Source organism: Streptomyces sp. NPDC001634, assembly GCF_040298185.1.
Taxonomy (GTDB): Bacteria; Actinomycetota; Actinomycetes; order Streptomycetales; family Streptomycetaceae; genus Streptomyces.
The window spans coordinates 1-22214 of the sequence record NZ_JBEOZU010000123.1; the positions used below are offsets into that span (position 1 = coordinate 1).

The 22214-nt window shown below is 66.7% G+C and carries 9 protein-coding genes and 2 pseudogenes; 5 read left to right on the forward strand and 6 right to left on the reverse strand.

From position 1 onward, the window contains the following. Positions 1–598: 598 nt before the first annotated feature. The gene (locus ABT186_RS43355; protein WP_351929842.1) at positions 599–4876 is read right to left on the reverse strand and encodes a LamG-like jellyroll fold domain-containing protein; all 4278 of its coding nucleotides are present in this window, start codon (positions 4874–4876) and stop codon (positions 599–601) included. A gap of 418 nt (positions 4877–5294) precedes the next feature. On the opposite strand from ABT186_RS43355, the gene ABT186_RS43360 reads away from it, so the two are divergent. Both ABT186_RS43360 and ABT186_RS43365 read left to right on the forward strand, forming a co-directional pair. Continuing rightward, the gene (locus tag ABT186_RS43360) at positions 5295–13022 is read left to right on the forward strand and encodes a ricin-type beta-trefoil lectin domain protein (RefSeq protein WP_351929844.1); all 7728 of its coding nucleotides are present in this window, start codon (positions 5295–5297) and stop codon (positions 13020–13022) included. A 25-nt stretch (positions 13023–13047) separates the two neighbouring features. Continuing rightward, positions 13048–13485, forward strand: a complete 438-nt coding sequence (locus tag ABT186_RS43365; RefSeq protein ID WP_351929846.1) for an SMI1/KNR4 family protein — start codon at positions 13048–13050, stop codon at positions 13483–13485. Positions 13486–14870: 1385 nt separating this feature from the next. Here the strand turns inward: ABT186_RS43365 and ABT186_RS43370 are convergent. The 3 genes and pseudogenes from ABT186_RS43370 to ABT186_RS43380 all read right to left on the reverse strand — a co-directional run bounded on the left by ABT186_RS43370 (position 14871) and on the right by ABT186_RS43380 (position 17181). After that, positions 14871–15964, reverse strand: a pseudogene (locus tag ABT186_RS43370) (integrase core domain-containing protein). Between the two features lie 144 nt (positions 15965–16108). Beyond that, a complete protein-coding gene (locus ABT186_RS43375) occupies positions 16109–16873 on the reverse strand; it encodes a hypothetical protein (RefSeq protein ID WP_351929848.1) in 765 nt (254 codons plus the stop codon). Beyond that, positions 16870–17181, reverse strand: coding sequence for a helix-turn-helix transcriptional regulator (locus tag ABT186_RS43380; protein WP_351929850.1), 312 nt, complete (start codon positions 17179–17181; stop codon positions 16870–16872). The genes ABT186_RS43375 and ABT186_RS43380 overlap by 4 nt, the downstream gene beginning before the upstream one ends. Before the next feature lie 82 nt (positions 17182–17263). Here ABT186_RS43380 and ABT186_RS43385 point away from each other — a divergent pair, with 82 nt between their 5' ends. From ABT186_RS43385 to ABT186_RS43395, 3 genes are read left to right on the forward strand one after another with little or no spacing between them, the layout of a single operon-like run. Beyond that, positions 17264–18292 carry a hypothetical protein gene (locus tag ABT186_RS43385; RefSeq protein ID WP_351929852.1) on the forward strand — a complete coding sequence of 343 codons (1029 nt, stop codon included), beginning with the start codon at positions 17264–17266 and terminating at the stop codon, positions 18290–18292. 11 nt (positions 18293–18303) lie between these two features. Then, on the forward strand, positions 18304–19254 hold the full coding sequence (locus ABT186_RS43390; RefSeq protein ID WP_351221879.1) for an ABC transporter ATP-binding protein: 951 nt from the start codon (positions 18304–18306) through the stop codon (positions 19252–19254). After that, positions 19241–20038 (forward strand): ABC transporter permease, encoded by a 798-nt coding sequence (locus ABT186_RS43395; RefSeq protein ID WP_351221880.1) that lies wholly within the window; start codon positions 19241–19243, stop codon positions 20036–20038. The genes ABT186_RS43390 and ABT186_RS43395 overlap by 14 nt, the downstream gene beginning before the upstream one ends. Before the next feature lie 114 nt (positions 20039–20152). On the opposite strand, the gene ABT186_RS43400 is transcribed toward ABT186_RS43395, so the two are convergent. Further along, positions 20153–20929 (reverse strand): methyltransferase domain-containing protein, encoded by a 777-nt coding sequence (locus ABT186_RS43400; protein ID WP_351929854.1) that lies wholly within the window; start codon positions 20927–20929, stop codon positions 20153–20155. Between the two features lie 85 nt (positions 20930–21014). After that, positions 21015–21707 (reverse strand): annotated as a pseudogene (locus ABT186_RS43405) (IS256 family transposase); the annotation flags it as partial. Positions 21708–22214: the final 507 nt, after the last annotated feature.

Sequence of the window (22214 nt, forward strand, 5' to 3'; positions counted from 1 at the left end):
GGCATCGCCCACCTGCACAACCTCGCCCTGGCCGGGTAACGAAGAACGGACTGGTCGACCAGCACTCCATAGATCATTTACGGGACAGCCCTTAGCTTGCTATTGAGCCGCGTACTGGTCCGGCCTGCTGAAATCCGCTGTTACCTGGACGTGGAGCGCGGCGGTCTGTGACCCTCGGAGTGTCGAGTTTCAGGGCACAGAATGGCCAGTGTGACGAGTCTCCCGGTAGATGTCCCGCAGCAGCACGACAGATCGTGGTGCCACCGATGCCCTGGACAGGTGAAGACTTTGGGGCGAGGGGCAGTCACGGCCGGAGACCGGCGACGGGGCCGAGGCCTGGGCGGATGTTTTCTCGGCACCCGCAGGATGGTGCCGTCGCCCCAAGATGGTCACCAGGTCGGTCTGGCCGTCGCCGTTGAAGTCTTCGGCGACCATCTGCTCTATGGTCCCCCAGGCGGTGTGCCACGTCTGCCAGCTGCCTGTGAGGCTGCCTCTAGCTGACTGGTTTACATGTGCGATGAGGGGCGCTTCAGTTGCAGACCCATAGCGAAGCGGGCCCCCGGCTCTGCGTGAGTTGGGGGCCCGATTGTGTGAGCGCTTAGCTGAGTTGGGTGTAGGGGGTCTGGTCGTAGTCGAGTGCGCTTACCTCGGATGCAGGGAGTGCTGTGTTGTAGAGCTGGACGTTGCTGATGGCGGCGTTGGCGTATTCGCCATAGGAGCCCTGGTAGAGACGGCGGCCGATCTGGACCGGGCCGGTGGCAGGCCAGGGGGTGCCGCCGAAGGTCTTGGTCGCGGTGAGGACTCCGTTGACATAGAGGTTGAGGGTGTTGGTGGGGCCGTCGTACACCCCGACGAGGTGGGTCCATACGCCGGTGGTGGCTTTGGAGCCGTAGGCGGCGGTGAAGCTGGTGCTTGTGGTGTCGTCGTTGTGGCGGCCGAAGGCCCATACCTGGGCGCCGGAGGAGTAGTACAGCTGGAAGCCGTTGGCGTTGCCGGCGCCGTCGGACTGGGAGACGAAGGTGGAGTTGCCCGTCAGGCTGTTGAGCTTGACCCAGGCTGAGACGCTGAAGCTGTTGTTGTCGGTGGTTGTGCCGTCGACGGGGTCGGTGTGGGTGCCGGTCTGGAGGGCGCTGGAGGCGCTAGCGGCGTAGCCGGTGGTGCCGTCCAGGCTGAGGACGGTGCCACGGCTGGAGTCTGTGGTCCAGGTGGCAGGGCCGTTGAGGGTGGCGTTGTTGGTGCCGATGGAATCGGTTGCGGTGGTGCCGCTGCCGTCGTTCAGGGGCCAGGCGGCGCTCGCGGCGTTGTAGTAACCGACTGTCACGGGTGAGTCGAAGGTGGCCAGGCCGTTGGTGTCGGGGGCGGCGCCGGGGTATTCGATGAGTTCGCCGGCGGGTGTGGTCGTGTAGAGGTCGGGGTAGCCGGCGGTGGTTCCGTTGAGGTTTCCAGGCGAGGCGATGGTTGGGTAGTCGCTGGTCGCGAGGGTGACGGGCAGGGTGTTGGCGCGGTTGTTGTACCAGGTGCTTGGTGTGCTGGAGGTCCAGCTTTGGGCGCTGCTGCCGTTGCAGGTGTACAGCTGCAGCTGTGTCCCTGTGGTGGTGGAGGAGTTGGGGTCGTCCAGGCACTTGCCTGATTCGGGGTTGACCAGTGAGTGGTTGGAGCCGAGTGTCCACTGTTGGGCGCCGGTGCCGTTGCAGGTCCACAGGTCGATCAGGGTGCCGTTGGCGGTGCCGCTGCGGGTGACGTCCAGGCATTTGCCGAGTACGCGGATCGATCCGTCCGCGGCGGGGGTCCAGGACTGGGCGGGGGTGTTGTTGCACTTCCAGATCTGGATCTTGTTGCCGTTCTGGGTGGCGGAGTGGTAGTCGTCCGCGCACAGGCTGGAGCCGTCGGAGGCGGTGAGGGCCGAGGTCAGGACGGATGAGCTGGGTGCGGTCAGCAACGGGGGCAAGCCGTTGCTGTCAGTCGTGAGGGGGAAGGTGTAGATGGTTCCGGTGTTGTTGTCGCGGGCCCAGAGGGTTGGTGTGTTGCTGACGGTTCCGGGGGCGATGAGTGTGAACTGGGACCAGTCGCCGGTGCCGAGCAGCACGGGCGTGGTGCTGGTGGTGCCGCCGGTGGCGGGTCCGAAGTAGCTGCTGTCCTGCGCTGAGCCCTTGTAGAGCCAGAGTTGTTTGTTCTCGATCGTGATCAGATCGGGGTAGCCGGTCCCGTAGATGTCGCCGGGGGCGATCATCTGGGTCACCGAGGACCAGTCGGTCCTGTTGTAGGTGGCGCAGTTGGCGGCGTTGTCCGCCGTGAGGAGGCACTGGGGTCTGGCGAGAGGGCCGTAGACGTCGGCGGTGTTGGTGAAGTGGCCGGCGGTGCCTCCGGAGACGGCGCCGTCGTTCTTGTAGACGAACAGGTCGTGGCTGTTCTTGTTGTAGGCGAACAGGTCGTCCAGGCCGTCCTGTTTGATGCTGCCTCGGTGGGTGATCAGGTAGTCGTTCCAGCGGCTCTTGCCGTCAGGGCTCTGGGATGCGGTGGAGGCGACGGCGGGGGAGTTGCCGGGGTCCGTGTTGCCCGGCAGGAGCGTGAGGTCGCCGCCGCTCTTGGTGGTGCCGAGGAGATCGGGGACGCCGTCCCCGTTGAGGTCGCCTGCGACGACCTTTGTGGCCGGGTTCCAGGGGGCGTAGAAGGTGTATGTGGCCGGCAGTGCCTGGGCGTTGCCGGCGTGGTCCTGGGCTTCGACGTAGAGGGTGTGGGTGCCCCACGTAGTCGGGTTGAGCGGGATCGATGCGCTGGGTGTGCCGCTGGAGTTGTTGGTCGCGGTGACATAGTCGGGGCAGTTGACCGCCGGCTGTACGTCGAGGGAGTAGCAGAAGCGCCAGACGTCGCTGGACAGGCATGTGCCGCGGGTGCACCCGGTCGGGGTGGGGTCGCTGCTGGTGACGGTGATGCTGCTGGTTTGGCCGGCGTACCCGGTGGGCGTCTGGCCGCTTCCGGAGGGCGGGAACACCGAACTCGGCGCGGTCACCGCGGCCTGGGACGGCGGGGTCAGGTCGACCTTGAAACCGCACGGACTGTTCCACCCGGAATAGAGGGTTCCGTCGTAGGCGCGGACCTGCCATCCGTACTGGTGGCCGTCTTGCACGGTTGTTCCGATGTTGGTGCGCACGGTCGTGCCGGAGGCGACGTAGCCGCTGCTGGGTGTCGAGACCGTGGTCGGGTTTCCACTGCTGTTGGCGGTTTCGTCGTCCCAGACGGTGTAGTCGGCCTTGACGTTCTCGCCGCTGACGTTGGAGGTCAGCTTGGCGTTGAGCGTGATGTCGCTGGTGTTGCCGTTCAGCGTGGTCTGGCCGATCCAGCCGCGTGTTGAGCTACCGCAGTTGGCACCGGAGGGGTTCTGCGTGTCCGGTGTGGTGGTCTCGTTGGTCGGGGTGTCGGGCGGGATGTCGTAGGTGGTGACGATGTACGGGTTGGTGGAGTAGCGCATGAAGTCGATGTCGCTGGAGGAGGAGTCCTCGTTGCCGTACAGGCCCACGGTCCAGGTGGAGTCGTTGCCGCTGGCGACGGACTGGATCTGGGGGGTCACCGTGAATTTCACGCTCTGGTCGCCGCAGCTGGTGGGTTGGCTGACATAGGCGCCGTTGTAGGCGCTGGACGGATTCTGGGTGCCGATGGTGGAGACCACGCCCGGCTGGGTGGCCCAGTACATGCCGGAGGAGATGCGGCCGGTCCACTTGAGGGTGAGGGGTGCGGTGTGGGAGCAGCTGTAGGCCTCGGCGTAGGTCTCGGTCAGGTTCAGGTATGCCGAGATGATGTGCATGCTGCTGTTGAGGTTGCTGGTGTTCAGCTCGTAGAAGGTGCGCTCGGCTCCGATGCAGTCGCCGTTGGATGAGGCGTAGCGCTGGTAGCCGACGCCCTCGCCGAAACGCTGCGGGTAGTCGTACTCGTGGGAGCTGGCTGAGGAGGAGTTGCAGCCCTGCTGGGCCTCGAAGTAGTGGTTGGTGGTCTCGCTCGGGGCGACGCCTGGGTCGATGTACACCGGCCAGGTGGTGCTGGTGCCGGTGAGCATGGACGAGTCGGGGGTGAGTGTGAGGCTGTTGCTGGTGGTCGTCATGGTCACCGGCGCGACATCGGCACCCGGCGCCGGCCCGTCTGTGGACGAGGTGGTGGGCGTCGTGTCGTCGGAGAGCATGGACGCGGTCTGGGGACTGGCCGTTGTGGTGCCGGAGTCCCACATCATTGGCGCGCTGGCGGTGTAGGCGGTGGTGCCGTCCGCTGCGTTCGCGGTCATGCCGCCGTCGGCCGAACCGGCAAGGGTGAGTCCCTGGGTGGTGGCTGCCAGGGTCAGCCGGCGCAGCTGGGGGTTGGCGGCGGCTGTGGCGTCGTGGACGATCAGCACGTCGCTGAAGCCGCCCTGGTCACTGATGGTGGCCTCGAGATCGATGCCAGGCAGGACCGATGAGTACAGCGCGGTGTTCCCGTTGACTGTCGGGGTCGGCAGGGTGAACGGCAGGGAGAGTGAGAGGCTGCGGTCGGAGGGGTCGGTGAGGCTGACGAGAGGGCCGCTGCCGCCGCCTGAGAGTGTGACGCCGTTGGGTGTGGCCGCCGTGCTGAAGGAACCGTCCGAGTTCTTCACCAGTGATGCGTCCACTGGCGTCCAGGTGTCGTTCTTCATCACTCGCACCGGCTGGACGTACTCGGTCGTCGTGAGCGATCCGTCCGGATTGGCTGTGGTGGTCGACGTCTCGCTGGTCAGCGAGTCGATCGGGACGGGTTTGCCGGTGGACTGGGCTTGCAGCAGAGCGCTCTGGGTCGGGTTGCCGGGGGTAGGACCACTGCTGTCCGCGGCGGCGGTCGGAGCTCCCCCCAAGACCAATGCCGCGAGGACCGCCATGACGGCCAGCTGGTGCGGAGCGGTATGCCATCGCCGGCGATGCCGGTGTGGTCTTCCCCCCATGGGAACCCCTTCGAGGTGTGCGGATCAGGACAGGGTTGGCGCGTCCTACGAGGCATCAGCGATGCGAGTCCACGTGTACGCGGATGGACTGGACGCATCCCCCGTATCGTGGCCTGCCCGCCGGTGGGCGAGGTGGGTGACATGAGCGGCCACAGTTCCCGGCGGGACCGCCGGGACAGGGTATTGCCGAACTGGTGACTGATCAATAAGGTTCCTGCGATCTAGCATCACCGCGCCGTCACAGGTTCCTCACCATGTCACCTTGAGGCGCTCGGTAAGAGGGGGCTTCAAGGTGGCTTCTGGCCTGCGTTGGTTCGCAACCGTGCGCAGACGGATATGGGGGCGTGGGGTGACGGTGGCGACGGCAACCGTCGCCGCTTCCGCGCTGGTCGTGCAGATGGCCGTTGCCCAAGGGGTGCCGGAGTATCACTACAAGGGCAAGTTGTGGAGCGCCGGGCCGACGTACAAGACGCCCAGCGTCGGCGGACATCCCCTGACGAGCCGCATCATCGAACTGCCCAAGAATGCCAAGCCGTTGCGCACCTACCGGTCGGCCCGCCCGACGTGGCCGCGAGCTGGTAGCAGCACGGTCGCGCTGACGACGAAGACACACTCCTCTGTCACCACGTCAACCGCAAAGCGCAAGACCGGTGGTGAGCCCACGGCCCCTGTGCGGGCCGGCAACCTGCCGGTGTGGGTCGGTGCGGCCAAGCAGCCGGCGAAGAAGACCGGCATGGCTCCGAGCGCGCCCACCGCGGTGCGCGTGCGGCTGGCCAGCCATGCCCAGGCCCAGGCGGCCGGAGTTGACGGCATGTTGGTCGGCTTCGCACGCGGCGATGGCGCTCAGTCGTCGGGGCGGGTGGCGATCACCCTTGACTACTCCGCCCTCGACAAGGCATACGGCGGCGGATGGGCATCCCGTCTGCACCTGGTGTCCGTGCCGGGCTGCGTCCTGACGACACCGCAGAAGGCTGCCTGCCGGGTGCGTACCCCGCTCGCCTCCACCAACGACCCGGTAGCTCAGAAACTCGCGGCCACCCTGGACCTGCCCAGCGCAACGTCCTTGAGCAAGGCCGGCGCAGGGATCCACACCGACGCCACGTCCAGTTCCCCCTCGATGTCGCCGATGGCCGCCGTCGAGGCGATCTCCGGGACCTCCGGCTCGCAGGGCAACTACACGGCGACCAGTCTGAACCCGTCGGGTACCTGGAGCGCGACCGGGACCGGCGCGTTCACCTACTCGTACCCGATCTCCGTGCCGCCGTCGCTCGGCGGATCAGCGCCCGGCGTCGCTCTCTCCTACGACTCACAGTCCGAGGACGGCGAGACCTCGGCCCGTAACTCCCAGTCGTCGTGGGTCGGTGACGGCTGGTCGTATTCACCCGGCTTCATCGAGCGCTCCTACAAGCCGTGCAAGCAGGACGGCATCAGCGGCTCCGGCGACTTGTGCTGGGGCGGTTGGGCCGCCACCCTGTCCCTCAATGGCCACTCCGGCACCCTGGTCCGCGATGACTCCAGCAACTCCGCCACGCCGACCGCGGCCCAGACCTGGCACCTCCAAGGGGACGACGGCACCAAGGTCGAGGAACTCGGCGGCGCGGACAACGGCCTGTGGAACGGGGAATACTTCAAGGTCACTACGACCGACGGCACCGCCTACTACTTCGGGTTCAACCACGCCCCCGGCACTACCGCGGATGCGGCCACCAACAGCGCCTGGGGTGAACCGGTTTACAGCCCCAACTCGGGAGATCCCTGCTACGACTCCAGCCAGGGCAAGAACTCCCAGTGCACCATGGGCTACCGGTTCAACCTCGACTTCGTCGTCGACCCGCACGCCAACGTGCAGCGCTACACCTACGCCACCGAGACCAACTACTACGACCGGGGCGGCGGCCAGGTGGCCGCCTCCGGTGGTTCCGGAACGCTGACCAAGTACATGCGCGGCGGCTACCTGACGGAGATCGACTACGGCTACCAGCTGACGGACGAGATCGCCGGGAGCAAGCCCGGCGCGCGCATCCTGTTCAATACGGCCCAGCGCTGCCAGACCTCGTCCACGTTCACCGACTGCTCGTACTCGAACCTCAACGACTCGACGGCCACCAACTGGCCTGACACCCCCTACGACCTGAACTGCCCCTCCACAGACGTCACCACCGGCACCGGATCGAACGTCTGCCTGACCACCGCTCCTTCCTTCTGGTCCACCTACCGGCTGGACTCGATCGTCACGCAGGTCAACGTCGGCGGCACGCTCACGAACGTCGACACCTACCAGCTCAACCAGACCTACTCCGACGCAGGCGGAACGGTCGACCCGGTCACCGGCCAGTCCGGCAAGGACTCGGCCGACGTGGGCGAGCTGCAGTCGGTGATGTGGCTCAGTTCCATCCAGCACACCGGTGACGACACCACCGGCGGTGGAAGCAGCAGTCCGATCGCGCTGCCGAAGGTCAGCTTCCTCGGTACCGAGATCGACAACCGTGTCGACGGCGGCAGCCAGCCGCCACTGTTCCACCCCCGGATATCCTCCATCACCACGGAGACCGGCAAGTCCATCGTCGTCACCTATGACGACCCGGACTGCTCCCGGCTGAACAACACGATGCCGTCGGCGCCCGATGCCGACACGATGTCCTGCTACAACGTCTACTGGACCATCCCAGGGGGTGTCACACCGGTCTCCGACTGGTTCAACAAGACACGTGTCAAGACGGTCGACGTCTCCGATGCCGTCGGTACCGGCTCGCCCATGCAGGTGTCGAACTACACCTACTCGGGGCCCGCTTGGCATCGCGACGATTCCGAACTGACCGACGACACCTATCGGACGTGGGACCAGTTCCGCGGCTACCGCACCGTCACCGTCACCACGGGCGCAGCCCCCGCTCCGATCACCCAGAAGACCACCACCTACCTGCAGGGTATGGACGGCGACGTCCGCGCGGACGGATCCAAGCGCTCGGTCACCGTGACGGACAGTGCGGGAGATAGCGTCACCGACAGCGACTGGCTGACCGGGACCTCGCTGGAGGCCGATACCTACACGCAGACCGGCGGCAGCGTCGACGCCAAACACATCGATCTCCCGCAGTCCTTCACCTCGACGGCGACCCACAGCCGCGGCTCCTCGTTGCCCGCGCTCGTCGCCCGCATGATCAAGACCAGCCAGCAGCGGACGTACGGCCTTCTGGCGAGTGGCATTTGGCGTCAAACCGAGACCGACACGTCGTACAACAACGCTGCGATGCCCACCACGGTCGACGCCAAGGGCGACGTCAGCGTGGCCTCCCAGGAGAAGTGCGCCACCACCAGCTACGCCACTCCCCCCGGCGGCAACCCGATGATGCTCGCCTACCCGGACGAGATCCTCACGGTCGCCGGCCCCTGCGGCACCACACCGAGCGGGAGCAGCACTGTCTCCGACAAGCGGCTGTTCTACGACGGCGACGGAACCGTCGCGAACCCCGGAACACTCGGCCACCTGGGCACCACCGGGAACCTGACGGCCACCCAGGTCATCACGGGCTACAGCAGCGGCACCCCCACGTACCGCACGACCCAGTCGACTGCCTATGACCAGTACGGGCGCGCCACCCAGGTCCAGGACGCGGTCGGCAACACCACCAAGACCACTTTCGACCCCACCACCGGACAGTTGCCGACCCAGGTTGTCTCCACCAACCCGCGGGGCTGGACCACTACCTCGGCCATGGACCCGCTTCGCGGCCTGACGCTGACCAGCACGGATCCCAACGGCCGCGTCACAACCGTCGACTACGACGCACTCGGCCGCCGGACCGCGATGTGGCTCCCGGGGCGCTCGACCTCACAAAGCGCCAGCAGAACTTTCAGCTACGCCGTCAACGGCACGACAGCACCCACCACGGTCACCACCAAAACCCTGCGCGACGACGGCAACTACAGCACCGCCATCGCCATCTACGACGGCATGCTGCAACTGCGACAGGTGCAGTCCACCACAGCCAACAACCAGGCCGGTCGGCTGATCTCCGACACGTTCTACGACAGCCACGGCTGGGCGCGGAAGGCCAACAGGTCCTACTACGAGAGCAGCACCTCTCCGTCGACCACCCTGTGGGTCGCCGACGACACCCAGGTGCCCTCGCAGCAGGTCACCGTCTACGACGGGCAGGGACGCGCGACCGCCACCCAACTGTGGTCCATGGGAGCGCAGCAGTGGCAGTCGACCACCGCGTACCCGGGCGTCGACCGCACCGACACCACTCCGGCCTCGGGGGGCACGGCGACCTCGGGCTTCACCAACGCCCTCGGCCAGACGACCGCGACTTGGACGTACGACGACACGGCCACTCCGACCGGCAAGGCATCCGACGCGATCGTCACCAGCTACACGTACACGCCCGCCGGCCAGGTCGCCACGATGAGCGACAACGCGGGCAACACCTGGAGCTACAACTACGACCTGCTCGGTCAGGAGACCAAGCAGACCGACCCGGACACCGGCACCACGACGTTCGACAAGTACGACGATCTCGGCAACCTGCTGCAGACCACCGACGCACGCGGCCAGACGCTCTCGTACTCCTACGACGCCCTGGACCGTAAGACAGCCGAGTACTCAAGCGCCTGGTCCGCGACCCCGGACACGAGCAAGGAGCTCGCGTCCTTCAGCTACGACACCCTGGCCAAGGGATACCTGACCTCCTCGACCCGCTACGTGGGCGGAGCGGGCGGAGACGCCTACACCCAGGCCGTCACCGGCTACACCACCGACTACCGGCCCACCGGCGGCTCCACCACCATTCCGCAATCAACCGGCTTCCCCAGCAACGGCACCGGCAGCAACTCCAACACCTACACCGTCAAATACAGCTACACCCCGGTCATGGGGCTGCTCTCCGAGGCCGACTACGGCGCGGACGGCGGTCTCCCCTCCGAGACCGTCGGCTACGGCTATGACCTGCAGGGCCTGCTCGACGGATTCGGCGGCAAGAGCACCTACCTCGACACCACCGACTACACCCCGCTCGGCCAGGTGACCGACACCAGGTGGGGGCTGTACGGAGAGCAGATCGAGCCGACGTTCTCCTACGACGGCGCCACCGGCCGCGTCACGCAGTCAAGCATGATCCTGCAGACCGGCTCCACCTCCGCGCTCGACGTCACCAACTACCGTTACAACCAGGCCGGGGACGTCACCGCCATCTCCGACAGCCAGTCCGGCGGTACCACGGACACCCAGTGCTTCACCTACGACCGGCTCAACCGATTGACGACCGCGTGGACCGACACGGCAGGTCTGACCTCGGCCGGAGTCGGCAGCACCGGTGGATGCACGACCTCCACCCCATCGGCGTCGACCATCGGTGGCCCGGCCGCATACTGGCAGTCGTACAGCTACAACGCGCTGGGCGACCGCACCCAGGAGGTGCAGCACGACACCTCCGGCACCACCGCCAACGACGTCACCCGGGCGGCGACCTACCCGGGCAACGGCGCGACCGCCGCCACCCTGCCGAACGCCGCCACCCAGATCACCACCACCGGGCCGAACGGCACGGCGACGATGACGCCGCACTACAACGGAGCCGGCGACACCACCGGTCGTACGGTCACCACGGCTGGCCCGCTCGTCTCCGGTCTGACCCGCTCCGGTACAAAGCTGTGCGTCGACGACTCCTCGTCCGGCACCACCGACGGCAACAAGATCCAGATCTGGACGTGCAATGGCACCGGCGCCCAGCAGTGGACGATCGGGACCGACGGCACGGTTCGCGTCCTGGGCAAGTGCCTGGATGTGTCGGGTGGTGGGACGACCAATGGCACCAAGATCGACCTGTACACCTGCAACGGCGGTGCCGGGCAGCAGTGGAAGGCCGGTGCGAACGGCTCGCTGGTCAACCCGGCGTCCGGCAAGTGCCTGGATGATCCGTCGTCTTCGACCACCAACGGCACGCAGTTGCAGATCTGGACGTGCAACGCGACGTCGGCGCAGCGCTGGACCAACATGACGATGGGCAGCGTGCTGCCCGGCGCCACGCAGTCGTTCGCCTACGACGCCGAGGGCCGGACGACCTCGGTGACGACGCCGTCGGGCGGCAAGGATCAGACCACCAGCTATCTCTACGACGCCGGCGGCAGCCTGCTGCTGCAGACGACGCCGACCAGCAAGATTCTCTACCTCTTCGGCGGTGCCGAGCAGCTCACCCTGAGCACCAGCGCGGGAACGGTCTCGGGCCTGCGGTACTACGCCGGTCCGGACGGCGTCACCGAGGTGCGCTCCTCCGACGGCACTCTGACCTACGAGGCCTCCAACGCTCAGGGCACGGCGACAACTGCCATCGCCGCCTCCAACCTGGCCGTCACCCGCCGCTACTTCGACCCCTACGGCAGCCCTCGAGGCCCCCAGCCCACCTCCTGGGCAGACAACCATGGCTTCCTAGGCAAGCCCACGGATGCCACCACCGGTCTCGACCTGCTGGGCGCCCGCAACTACGACCCCGTCCAGGGGCGCTTCCTGACCGCCGACCCCGTGATGGAGGCCGGCGACCCGAACCAGATGACCGGCTACTCCTACGCCGCCGACAACCCCAGCACCGGCAGCGATCCCAGCGGCCTGTGCCCCAAGGACATCTGCGACGGCTACGGGCAGAACACCGCAGCGCCGTACACGCCCCCCAGCAGCGGCACCGGCAACTCCAGCGGAGACACAGGGGGCGGCGGCACCACGACATCCAGCGGAGACACCACAGCGGCTCCGTCCGGTGCCCCAGCCTGCAACAGCGCGTCGAAGTTCGGCGGCGATGTCTGCGAAGCGCACCAGATGGCGGCATACGGGCCGCCGACGTCCGGTACCCTCCGCGACTTCCTGGCCGGAATGCTCGATGAAGCCCTAAACCAGATTTGGCAGGCCACGCCCGAAGCGGCACTGCTGAACTCGGCACATGACGTGACAAGTACGTTGGGCATCCCGGGCCCGCCGGCCAACATATTCCCGCGTCACCCGATGGCGCACCTCCTGCACGCGCACACCAACACTGATACGTACAAAGCCGGCAAGGCCACGGTAATCCTCGCAGAGGTGGCAGCCAGCGACGGCGGCGATGCCCCCGAGGCAGCCGTCACGGCCATGGCCGACGCCCGCGATGCCCAAGACGGTCTCGCGGCCGCGGCTGAGGCCAAGAACGTCGTCAGCGGGACCACGGAGGAAGCCACAGCAACCGCCGCAGCTCCCAGCGAACCCGGCACGGGAGCCTCCGGCAACGGAGAAGGCCCCTGCAGCTTCAGCCCCTCGACCCGCGTGTTGCTGGCGCACGGCGAAACCAAGGCGATCGCTGCCGTCAAACCTGGCGACAAGGTAGAAGCCGGCGACCCGACAACCGGCAAACACCGAGGCGCCCGCACCGTCCAGCACGTGTGGATCAACCGCGACCATGACCTGCTCGACGTCACGATCCGCACCAAGGACGGCCACACCGCCACTCTTCACACCACCGCCAACCACCCCTTCTGGGACGACACCACCCACAGCTGGGTCCCCGCCGGCAAACTCCACCAAGGTGACGCCCTCAACACCGCCGCCAGCAGCCATGTCTACGTCTCCGCCACCCATGCCACAGCAGGCGCGGCAAACCGCTGGAACCTCACCGTCCAGCAACTTCACACGTACTATGTGCTGGCGGGGGCCACGCCAATTCTTGTGCACAATGTCTGCCCCAAGCTGGGGAATTATGATGGTGCAGAAGGAACCGGGTATGGCCCGGCGGATGATGCCACACGAGTGAGTGGGCCTTGGACGAAGAACGATATTGGGCGCGGAACGCGTGGACTTCGCCCGAATCAGCTTGGTGATCGTCTTCAGATTCACCATGCTGACCAGATGCCTGGGGCGCCAATCCATGAGCTGGATCAGGATTTCCACCTCAATGCAGACATTCACCGCAACCCTTTTAATCAAGGTGTGGATGGCCCGATGCGTCGCCAAGATACACAGTTCCACTGGTGGTATCGTTCGATGGAGCAAGGCTGGGGAAGCGCCTACGGTCCGGAGGCATGGTTCGATAACTGGCCGGCGGAGGATCTGGGAGGCCCCTGACGGCGGCTAGAAGGGCTGGAATGAAGTGGAGTACTCGGAGTTTGAGACCTTGCTTGAACAGGTCAGATCGACTCACCCATTCTGGTTTGAAGGCTTTGAAGGGTGGCGGGCCTCTGAGGAGGAAATCGCCGATATTGAGGCTAACTTTCGAGTAGTCCTGCCTGTCTCCTATAGGCGCTTCATGGCAACCGTAGGTGGCGGTGGATTCGGATTCCTCGACATCTTCCCACTGGGTCCGCGCCAAGGAAGTGTGGAGGACTTTCATTCCGTCAACAGTGAACGCTGGTGGGATGCTGATTTCGTGGCATTTTCTCCAGTTGGTACTGGAGATCTTTGGGGATTCATGGTCGAGAATGGTGCCTGCCTGGATCGGGTGACCTTTCTTGATCATGAAACTGGCGAAGTGGTGCCTGAGAATCAAGAATTCCTGGAGTTCTTGGTTTCTAAGGCGCTTAAGCCGTAATCGATTCCAGATGTCGAGCGGCCCCATCGGATTTGGGGACTGTCCTGAAGTTTGTGTTTGACCTGGTGTGACCCGAGTTGGCATGAGATGGGATCTCTGCCGGGAAGGATCACGATGGGCAATACGAACGACACCGGGCCCGATGGAAGCGAACACCAGGTGCGGACGGGGGCGGATTGCCAGCGTACGGCCCCCTGGCCATGCCCGACCCCAACCCGGGCAGGACACCGGCCAAAGCCCACTCCACCGACCTCACGCGCGAAGCCGTCTGACGGCAACGCCGACGGCAACGGGGGTGCACAGCAGGGGACTTCCGCGCACACCCACGGACAGGCCGGAATTCGCTGATCAGCGAAAATGCAGGTGACGCCCGCCCGGCATGCACACGTACTATGTGATGGCGGGGACCGTTCCTGTCCTGGTTCACAATACTGGTGGCGACAGATGTGATATCGAGGGTGAATACTTTTATCGAGGTGTCGGGGAAGGGCATCCGAAGCATGCCGATGCGCTTGAAGGTCGAGCTGTTCCGATCGGCGGCCCCTCCAGTCCGAAGGCGCATGTCGGGGGTAACCTGACGGACAGTCCGTTCACTTCCTGGAGTCACGCTGAGTGGAGAGCCCAAGAAGAGGTTGACGAATGGGGGCAGGGCTCAGTAGTGACGCGGATCCCTCGTTCCGATCTGGAGGTGTCAGTGGGGCCGAGTAGGGACCTTCAGGTTCATGACACAGACATCGAAAGCGGCTTCTTTGAGGAGGAGCACCTAATCATCGGCCCTATCGACGCGTCGGAAATCAGGATAGGCGATGGGCCATGGTTCGATCCGCGATCGCGATAGGAGTGCAAGTGGAGCGAGATGAGCTGAGGAAAGCATTCACTGTCGAATCCACTGTCAACTCGCAGGCCAAGAGCGCCCTTGCCGCTGGGGCGCCGTTCGAAATCTGGCCAACAAGAATGCCTGCCGCGAGACTGCATCACACCTACGCCCGACGGTTGCGGAGATTGCAGAAACTCGATCGCCCATCATTGGGTTTCGAGGAGGCGGTGGATAGCCTCGCGGAATGCGGTAGTCAGGATCTTCTGGTCGGGTCTATTGATGACCGAAAAAGGGGGGGGTATTGCTTTCTGGTGTTCCTCAGCCCTGATCTTACGCGGGTGATCGCGTGCATTGGCTTGATAGTTGCCTCGCGAGATGCGTTTGATCCTGATGTAACGAAAGAGTAGAGACTTGCACCAGCGTGTCCGGCATCGCTGAGGGGGGCGGGTAGGCGAAGTCGACGGTGCGCTCTGGATTTCGACTCCATGCGGGATAAGGCATTGCCGACCGTCGCAGCCTCACAGTGTCGCAGCGGCCCTGTGCGTGCCGAAAACTATGTCCGTGCAGCTCAGGCGGCATGCTGGTACTCGTGGATGACGCCGCCGAGGCGGTCGCGTCGGCGTATGTCGAGGTGGGTGATTTGCCCGGGTTCGGTGATCGGTTCGGGGAGGGCGCGCAGCGGGGCGGCTTCTTGCAGTGAGCGGTGGGTTCGGTGCTTGTTGTAGAACTGCTCGTACTCGCGCAGGGCATGTCGCAGATGCTGCTCGTTCCGGACCAGGGTGCGGTCGAGGAGTTCGTGGCGGAGGCTGAGTGCCCAGCGTTCCATGATCGAGTTCATGTGCGGGACGCGGATGCCGGTGAGGACGGTTTGGATATCGGCGTCGGCCAGGACTTCGTCGATCAGGGCGGGGTACTTCGCGTCGCGGTCGCGGAGCAGGTACTTCAGCTTGGCCCCGGCGTCTTCCAGGTCCATGGCGAGGTTCTTGATCGTCTGGGTGACCCAGGCCGCGGTGGGGTGTGCGGTGGTGCCGAGGACGCGGATGCGGCGGGTGGTGTGCTCGATGGCGGCGAGGATGTACTGGCGTTGTCCGGTCAGGGTGATCGTCTCGACGAAGTCCATCGCGAGCAGCGCGTCGGCCTGGAAGCGCAGGAAGCCGGCCCAGGTGGTGCTGCCGCGTTCCGGCGCCGGATCGATGCCCTCCTGCTTGAGGATCTCCCAGATGGTGGAGGCCGCGATCTTGATCCCGAGCGTGGCGAGTTCGCTGTGTACGCGCCGGTGTCCCCACGATGGGTTCTCGCGCACCAGGCGCAGGACGAGTTGCCGGATGGATCGGAGAGTGGGCGGTCGGCCTGGCCTACTGGGCCGGGAGGGGTTCGCGTGCCGTTGTTTCATCAGGTCGCGGTGCCGGCGGAGCACGGTGTCTGAGCGGACCAGCAGCCGTAGGCGGCGCAGCACCTCACGGGCAGAGGCGTGAGTAGCGCTGCGAGGAAGGCCCGGTCCTCTGCGGCGAACTGCACCTTTCCGCGGCCGAGCTGCTGTTGCAGGACGGCGATCTGGTGGCGCAGGGCCAGGATCTCCACGTCCTTGTCGTGGTCGCTCACCGGCGGCAGGCGCAGCGCAGCGAAGGCGTTGGCGACCGTGAGATAGGCAAGTCGCAGCAGCGCGAGTGATCATCATGCCGCGGGTCGGGCTGGATGCCGCGACTGGGTTGGGGGGAGGGCTTTTCGCAGGCGGTTGCAGGGCTGCGACCAGCATGGATGAGGTTTCCGGCACGCACAACGTCCGACCTTGCGCTTCTGCTGGGGCTATGCCCTCTTGCGCCGCATATCGTGGCCGGCACTGATGGTCGCGGCGGCCAGAAGGCCCAGCGCCAGGGTCTCGGCGAGGGAGCCCGGATGAGGGACGGTCCGGAGGGCGGCGAGGAGGTTCTGGCTTGCCGCGAGGGCCAGTCCCGTCCCGATGTACAGCAGGGCTGCGGACAGCCGGCGTGTGGACGGCAAGGGAGCGGTCCGGGCGACGCGGGCGACGAGGGTGCACAGGCGCAGTGCGACGAATCCGAGCGTGAGCCAGTAGTAGAGGACCGCGGCGGCGTCGGCGAAGCCGGCGAGGTGGTCGGCCATGCCGCTCCATGCCATCAGGCACAGGGCCACGACCGCGGCGGCAGGGGCTGCCAGGGTGTGGACCGCTACGGCGGTCAGGCGGCGGAGTGCTTCGCCTCGCAGCGGGGGAAGCGGCGCGGCGAGGGCGATGCCGAGCAGGAGGGGGGCGAGCCAGAGGCTGGTGGAGGGGTGACGGATGTCGGCCGTGAGGGTGGTGGAGGGTTCAGCCGAGCGCAGCAGCAGCCCGGTGGTCGCGGTGAGCGCGAACAGCGCAACGGTCAGGACACGGCGGGTCTGGCCAGTGCCCGTCTCGGGCCAGTCGCCGGGGTGGAGCCAGAGCCGCGCGGCCCCCACGAGGGTGTCGGGCCAGGAGCGGATTCCCGATGCGGACACCTCGTGCCTGATGTCCTCGCCCCATCGCTCGCGGACGGCCGGGGGGTAGAGCCGGGTCAGGAGTGTGGCCGCGTTCATGCCGGGGTAATCCCGAGTGCGCGCAGGCCGGCGGCGGAGATACGGGCCATCTGCTGGAGTTCGGCGCGCAGTTGGTCGCGGCCCGTGTCGGTGATCTGCATGGTGCGGTGGCGTTCCTGGGTCTCGGCCGCCTCGTCCGCGGGCCGGATCAGCTTGCGTGCCTCCAGCCGGGACAGCGCTCCGTAGAGGCTGCCGGGGCCGAGTTTGCGGCCGGTGAGCTCTTCGATCGCGGTGTTGATGGCGTAACCGTGCAGCGGGCCGTCCGCGAGGACGGTGAGCACGAGCATCTGGGCGTCGTTGCTGTGCATGGGTCTCCTTGCCTCCGGCTCCACATGCTACGAGACGTGATACTACTTGTCACGTAGTACGAGGCGCGTACTATGACGGTCCATGGAACACGTGGAGGAGAACGGCCGGGCCGCATCGCCCGTGGTGTTGGCGAGTCTCGGTACGGCCGGTGTTTTCGAGGCGTTGACGCTGCTGGCGACCCAGGACAAGACGGTCAGGGCGGCCAGCCCCTGGCAGGACGACCCGTATGACGTGGTGGTGTCCCTGACTCAGTTCACGGTGCCCATGCTCGCCTTGGTGATCGCGTTGCGGCTGCTCGCGTGGCGGGCGCCAGGTGGCGCGGACCGGGCGCGGCAGACGGTGCGTGCCGTGGGGGCGATGACTGCGCTGGTCGGGCTCACGGTGGTGTCCGAGTGGGCCGCGGTCATCGCAGGGACGTCGGCCCCGGTTCCGGGGACCTGGACATCAGTGCTGATCAGCGGGCTGGTCGCCAGCTCGATACTCACCGCGGTATCAGCGGTGCTGCTCGTGCGGTGGCGCCGCCGGTGGGGCCCGTCCGGCAGGTGGCGGTACGACTGGCTCGGCGACGCCGTCTTCGTCTGCCGGCGGATTCCCGTACTGCGGCGGTGCGCCGGTCCGGATGCCGCAGCCTGGGCACGGCGTCGCGCGATGACCGTGTTCGTCACGCTGAGCACGCTGGCTGCGGCGGCCGTCACCATTGCACAGGCCGTCGGCGAACGCTGGACGGATCCGCTGCTCATCGCCTGGTTCCTGATCGTCGTGGCGACCTCCGATCTCGCGTTCTGTGTGATCAGCAACGCGGTCGCCGGATTCATCGCCCGGCCGCCGCGCACCCGGACCCGTCGCATCGCCGAGGTGTCGGTGGTAGCCGGATGCGTCGCGATCAGCGCGGCGACGGCGTTCCGTGACGCGCTGTGGCCGTTGTTCGGGACGGGGCCGCTGACGTCCGTTCCGGCCATGGCCGCCCTCACGCTGGGCGCCGGTCTGGTCACGTCCGTGGTCACGGCGGCTCTCCTGCTCGCGTGCTTGCCGCGCGACCCCTCCTCATCGGGCCGCCGCCGCTTCGGAGCGGCCGCCCTCTACTGGCGACGACCGGGTACGCACCGGTGAAAGGCGTGACGATGGAACCGTCCAGGACGCACGAACGAACAGCACCGATGGTCTGCGCCCGTGAGCTGTCCAAACGGTACGGACGCAGACAGGCCGTCAGCGGGCTCAGCTTCGCCGTGGGAGCCGGCCAGATCTGCGCGCTGCTCGGCCCGAACGGGGCGGGCAAGACCTCCACGATGCGGATGCTGGTCGGGCTGTCGTCCCCGGACACCGGCGGCGCGAGCATCCTGGGCGAGCCGGTCGGCCTGGGCGCGGGCGTGCTGCGCGGCGTCGGCGTTCTCATCGACGGCCCGGCATTCGTGCCGCACCTCACCGGCCGGGCCAATCTGCGGCTCCTGTGGTCGGCGACAGGGCAGGCTTGGCCGCCCCCCGGACTGGATGACTCCCTGGACCTCGCCGGGCTCGGCGAGGCGCTCGACCGCAAGGTCAAGGGCTATTCGATGGGTATGAAACAGCGGCTGATGCTGGCCCAGGCCCTGATGCGCAAGCCAGACGTGCTGATCCTGGACGAGCCGGCCAACGGACTGGACCCCGGCGAGGTCCGCGCTCTGCGCGAGCACCTGGGGGAACTGGCCAGGCGAGGGGCCGCCGTACTCGTCTCCAGCCACCAGCTCGCCGAGGTACAGCAGATGGCCACCCACGTCGTCGTCATGAACCACGGCCGACTCATCGCCGCCGGACCGATGGACGAACTACTGGGCGCTGCCGGAACCTACCGCCTCCAGGCGGACGACACCGACAAGGCGGCTGCCGTACTGCGCACACTGCCCGGCGTCGCGACGGCCACGACACAGCACGACGAGATCGTCGTCACTGCGCCCGGCGTGCCCTCCCGCGACCTCGTACGTGCGCTGGTCACGGAGGGCATCGGCGTCACCTCTGTGCAGCAGGAGAGCAAATCCCTGGAAGAAGCCTTCCTGACCATGACACAACAAGGAGCCGACGACCATGCTGCGCGTTGAACTGACCACCCAACTGCTGCGGATCCGCACCCTCGTCGTCCTCGCCTGCCTCGCCGCCGTCCCCGTCATGGCCGGCTTTTCGTTCGCCTCCAAGGCGGGGCACCAAAACGGCCGTCAGACCGGCCTGTTCGGCGCTTCCCCCTACTCCGCGCTCAACCACGCCATGGCGAGCATGGCGTTCATCGAACCGCTACTCCTGCCGATCATGGTGGCTCTGCCCGCCGCCGCGATCGCCTCCTCCGACCGGGAATGGGGAATCCTGCGCTACCTGTACGTCGCCCCTGTCAGCCGAACGCGCCTCCTGACGGCCAAACTCGGAGCCCTGGCCGTCCTCACCACGGTCGCCACTTTGTGTGTGCTGACGGCCGGCCTGCTCGCCGGGCTTGCCATTTTCGGCTGGCACCCGTTCCACATCATCGGCGCTCCGAATCTCACCGGCGCCGAGACGGCCACCCGCGTCCTGTCGGCGACCGGCTACTGCCTGCTGTGCATGCTGAGCATCGCAGCGATCGCGTTCGCGCTGGGACTCCTCCTGCCGCGCGGCATCGAAGCCCTGGGCACCGCCGTGGTCTTCGTGATCGCCGCCAGCATCTTCAACGGTTCGCACACCCTGCACGCCGTGCAGGCCATCCTGCCCATGCACTACTGGCAGAACTGGACCCAGCTGTTCGACCCCGCCGGGACGGCCCACCTCGGCACCGGCGTCGCGGTCCAGATCGCCACGATCATCCTGGCCACCTGCGCCGCCGTCCTCGTGCTCTTCCGACGGGACCCCGCGGCATGACACCCGGCCGCCCGCGACGCCCGACCTCTGCGACGACACCTCGCTGCGACCTGACGCCGCGATCGGCGAGACGATGGACACCGCCGTGCCGGCCGCGGCGACTGCGACGCGCGACTACGCCTCGGCAACGACGATGTAGAACGTCACCGCGGCGAAAAATGGGCCCTGCCTGAGATGGCTCAACCAGGCTTCCACCGCATCGTCGGTGAAGTAGTCGGCCTCGACGGCTCTTCGACTGGTGCGTTCCAGGCCGAGGATCTTGTCCGCGGCCTGCACGTCCCGGAAGACCGGTGTGACAGGGATGACCGTGGGCACGGTGAAACCGCTCTCGGTCGCCAGGCGCGGAAGTTGCCTGCCGATCGCCGCGTTGCGGACCACTTGTTCGGCCACATGGCGGGTGTACGCACGCGTCAGGTCGCTGTCCGGATGGTCGACGGCCAGGGTCTCCCAGTCAGGCTCGCCCATGACCAGCCGCCCGCCCGGCCGCAGGACCCGGCAGATCTCACCGAGCGCTGCCAGGGGATCGGCGACGTGCTGCAGGACCCGATCGGTGCGGGCGCGGTCGGCGCTATGGTCGGGCATCGGCAGGTCGTGAATATCTGCGTGCCGGACGTCCACCACGTCCCGACCGGTCATGCGTGCCCGGGCGGCGTCCACCATGTTCTGGTCGTGGTCGACGCCGATGACAGCGCCGGCCGGGGTGACTGCCTCGGCGAGCGCCTCAAGGTCGGTTCCGGGACCACAGCCGAGATCAAGCACCCTGTGCCCGGCACGCAGATCGAGTTCGTCGAGCATGCGCCGCTTGTAGGAGCGGCCAAGATCGCTCGTGGCGAGCCGGTCGAGATAGGTGACGGGATCGGGTTTGGCCGTCTCGAACGCGGAGGATGTCATGCGTCCCAGTCAACCAACTGCCCTTGCCCAGAGGGGTGTATCACGACAACATGCGACTCCACTACCGGCGGCGTCACCATCAGATGACCAGCTGGACGCCGGACAGGCCGCGGGCGATCAGTGAGCGCAGGAACGCGAGCCGGCCTGCGCCGTCCTCGGCGGTGGCCACGTCCAGGCCCAGGATCTCGCGGTGCCCGTCCGCGTTGACGCCGACCGCGATCAGCGCGTGGACGTTGATGATGCGGCCGCCCTCGCGGACCTTCTGAGTCAGGGCATCGACCCAGACGTGCGCGCAGGGACCGGCGTCCAGGGGGGCCGGTTACGAAACTCGGCAACCTGCTCGTCCAGATGCTTGGTCATCGCGCTGACCTGCGACTTCGACAGCTGAGTGACGCCCAGGCTCTCGGCGAGCTTCTCGACTCGACAGGTGGAGACCCCGAGCAGGTAGGCGGTGGCGACCACCGAGATGAGGGTTTGCTCGGCCCGCCGGCGTCGCTCCAGCAGCCAGTGCGGGAAGTAACTCCCGGACCTGAGCTTGGGGATGGCGAGTTCGACGGTGCCCGCCCGGGTTTCCCCACTCCCGCGGGCGATATCCGTTGCGGTGGTTGACTCTCTCGTCGCTGACCTGGCCGTATTCGGCGTTGCAGAGGGCGTCCGCCTCGGCGGACATGAGCGCGTCGGCGAACGTCTTGACCATCGCGCGCAGCAGATCGGGACTCGCCGCGGCGAGGTTGTCCTCAGCGAGGACGTGCAGGGGCAGACTGTCGGGTGCGGTCATCGTGCTGATCTCCTTCGGGCTTCGACACCTCGAAGATCAGCCGGTGGCCGTTCATCCATGCGGGCCTCATCCCAACGCCGGAGCAAACCCCCGGATCAGGTCGACCCCGTACATCACTTCCCTGGACGCAACCGGTGGCCGGCCGCAGGGGAGCTGCGCTGTGCAGGGTGCGGTGAGGCCGATGCCGGTTGTAGATCGACTCGAACTCCGCGGGTGCCGATTAATCATCCGGCCTGGTCAAGCAGCATGTTGGTACTCGTGAAGGGTTCCGCCGAGTCGGTTTCGTCGGCGGACCTCCCGGTGGCTGATGTGTCCTGGCACGCTGATCGGCTCGGGTAGTGGGCGGAGCGGAGCGGCTTGTTTCAGGGTTCGGTGCGGTCGATGCTCGTTGTAGGAGGTCTCGAACTCGCGGAGCGTGTGCAGAAGGTGGTTCTGGTTCCAGATCCCGGAGGCCCGACGTCGGTGAACGCGCCGTGGTTGCGGTTCCCCCGCGCGGGGGAACCGCAA

Excerpts from the sequence above, each read along its gene's own strand:
- ABT186_RS43400 (WP_351929854.1), bottom strand. The coding sequence starts at position 20,929 with ATGACATCCTCCGCGTTCGAGACGGCCAAACCCGATCCCGTCACCTAT.
- ABT186_RS43395 (WP_351221880.1), top strand. The coding sequence starts at position 19,241 with ATGCTGCGCGTTGAACTGACCACCCAACTGCTGCGGATCCGCACCCTC.
- ABT186_RS43375 (WP_351929848.1), bottom strand. The coding sequence starts at position 16,873 with ATGAACGCGGCCACACTCCTGACCCGGCTCTACCCCCCGGCCGTCCGC.
- ABT186_RS43390 (WP_351221879.1), top strand. The coding sequence starts at position 18,304 with ATGGAACCGTCCAGGACGCACGAACGAACAGCACCGATGGTCTGCGCC.
- ABT186_RS43380 (WP_351929850.1), bottom strand. The coding sequence starts at position 17,181 with ATGCACAGCAACGACGCCCAGATGCTCGTGCTCACCGTCCTCGCGGAC.
- ABT186_RS43355 (WP_351929842.1), bottom strand. The coding sequence starts at position 4,876 with ATGGCGGTCCTCGCGGCATTGGTCTTGGGGGGAGCTCCGACCGCCGCC.
- ABT186_RS43385 (WP_351929852.1), top strand. The coding sequence starts at position 17,264 with ATGGAACACGTGGAGGAGAACGGCCGGGCCGCATCGCCCGTGGTGTTG.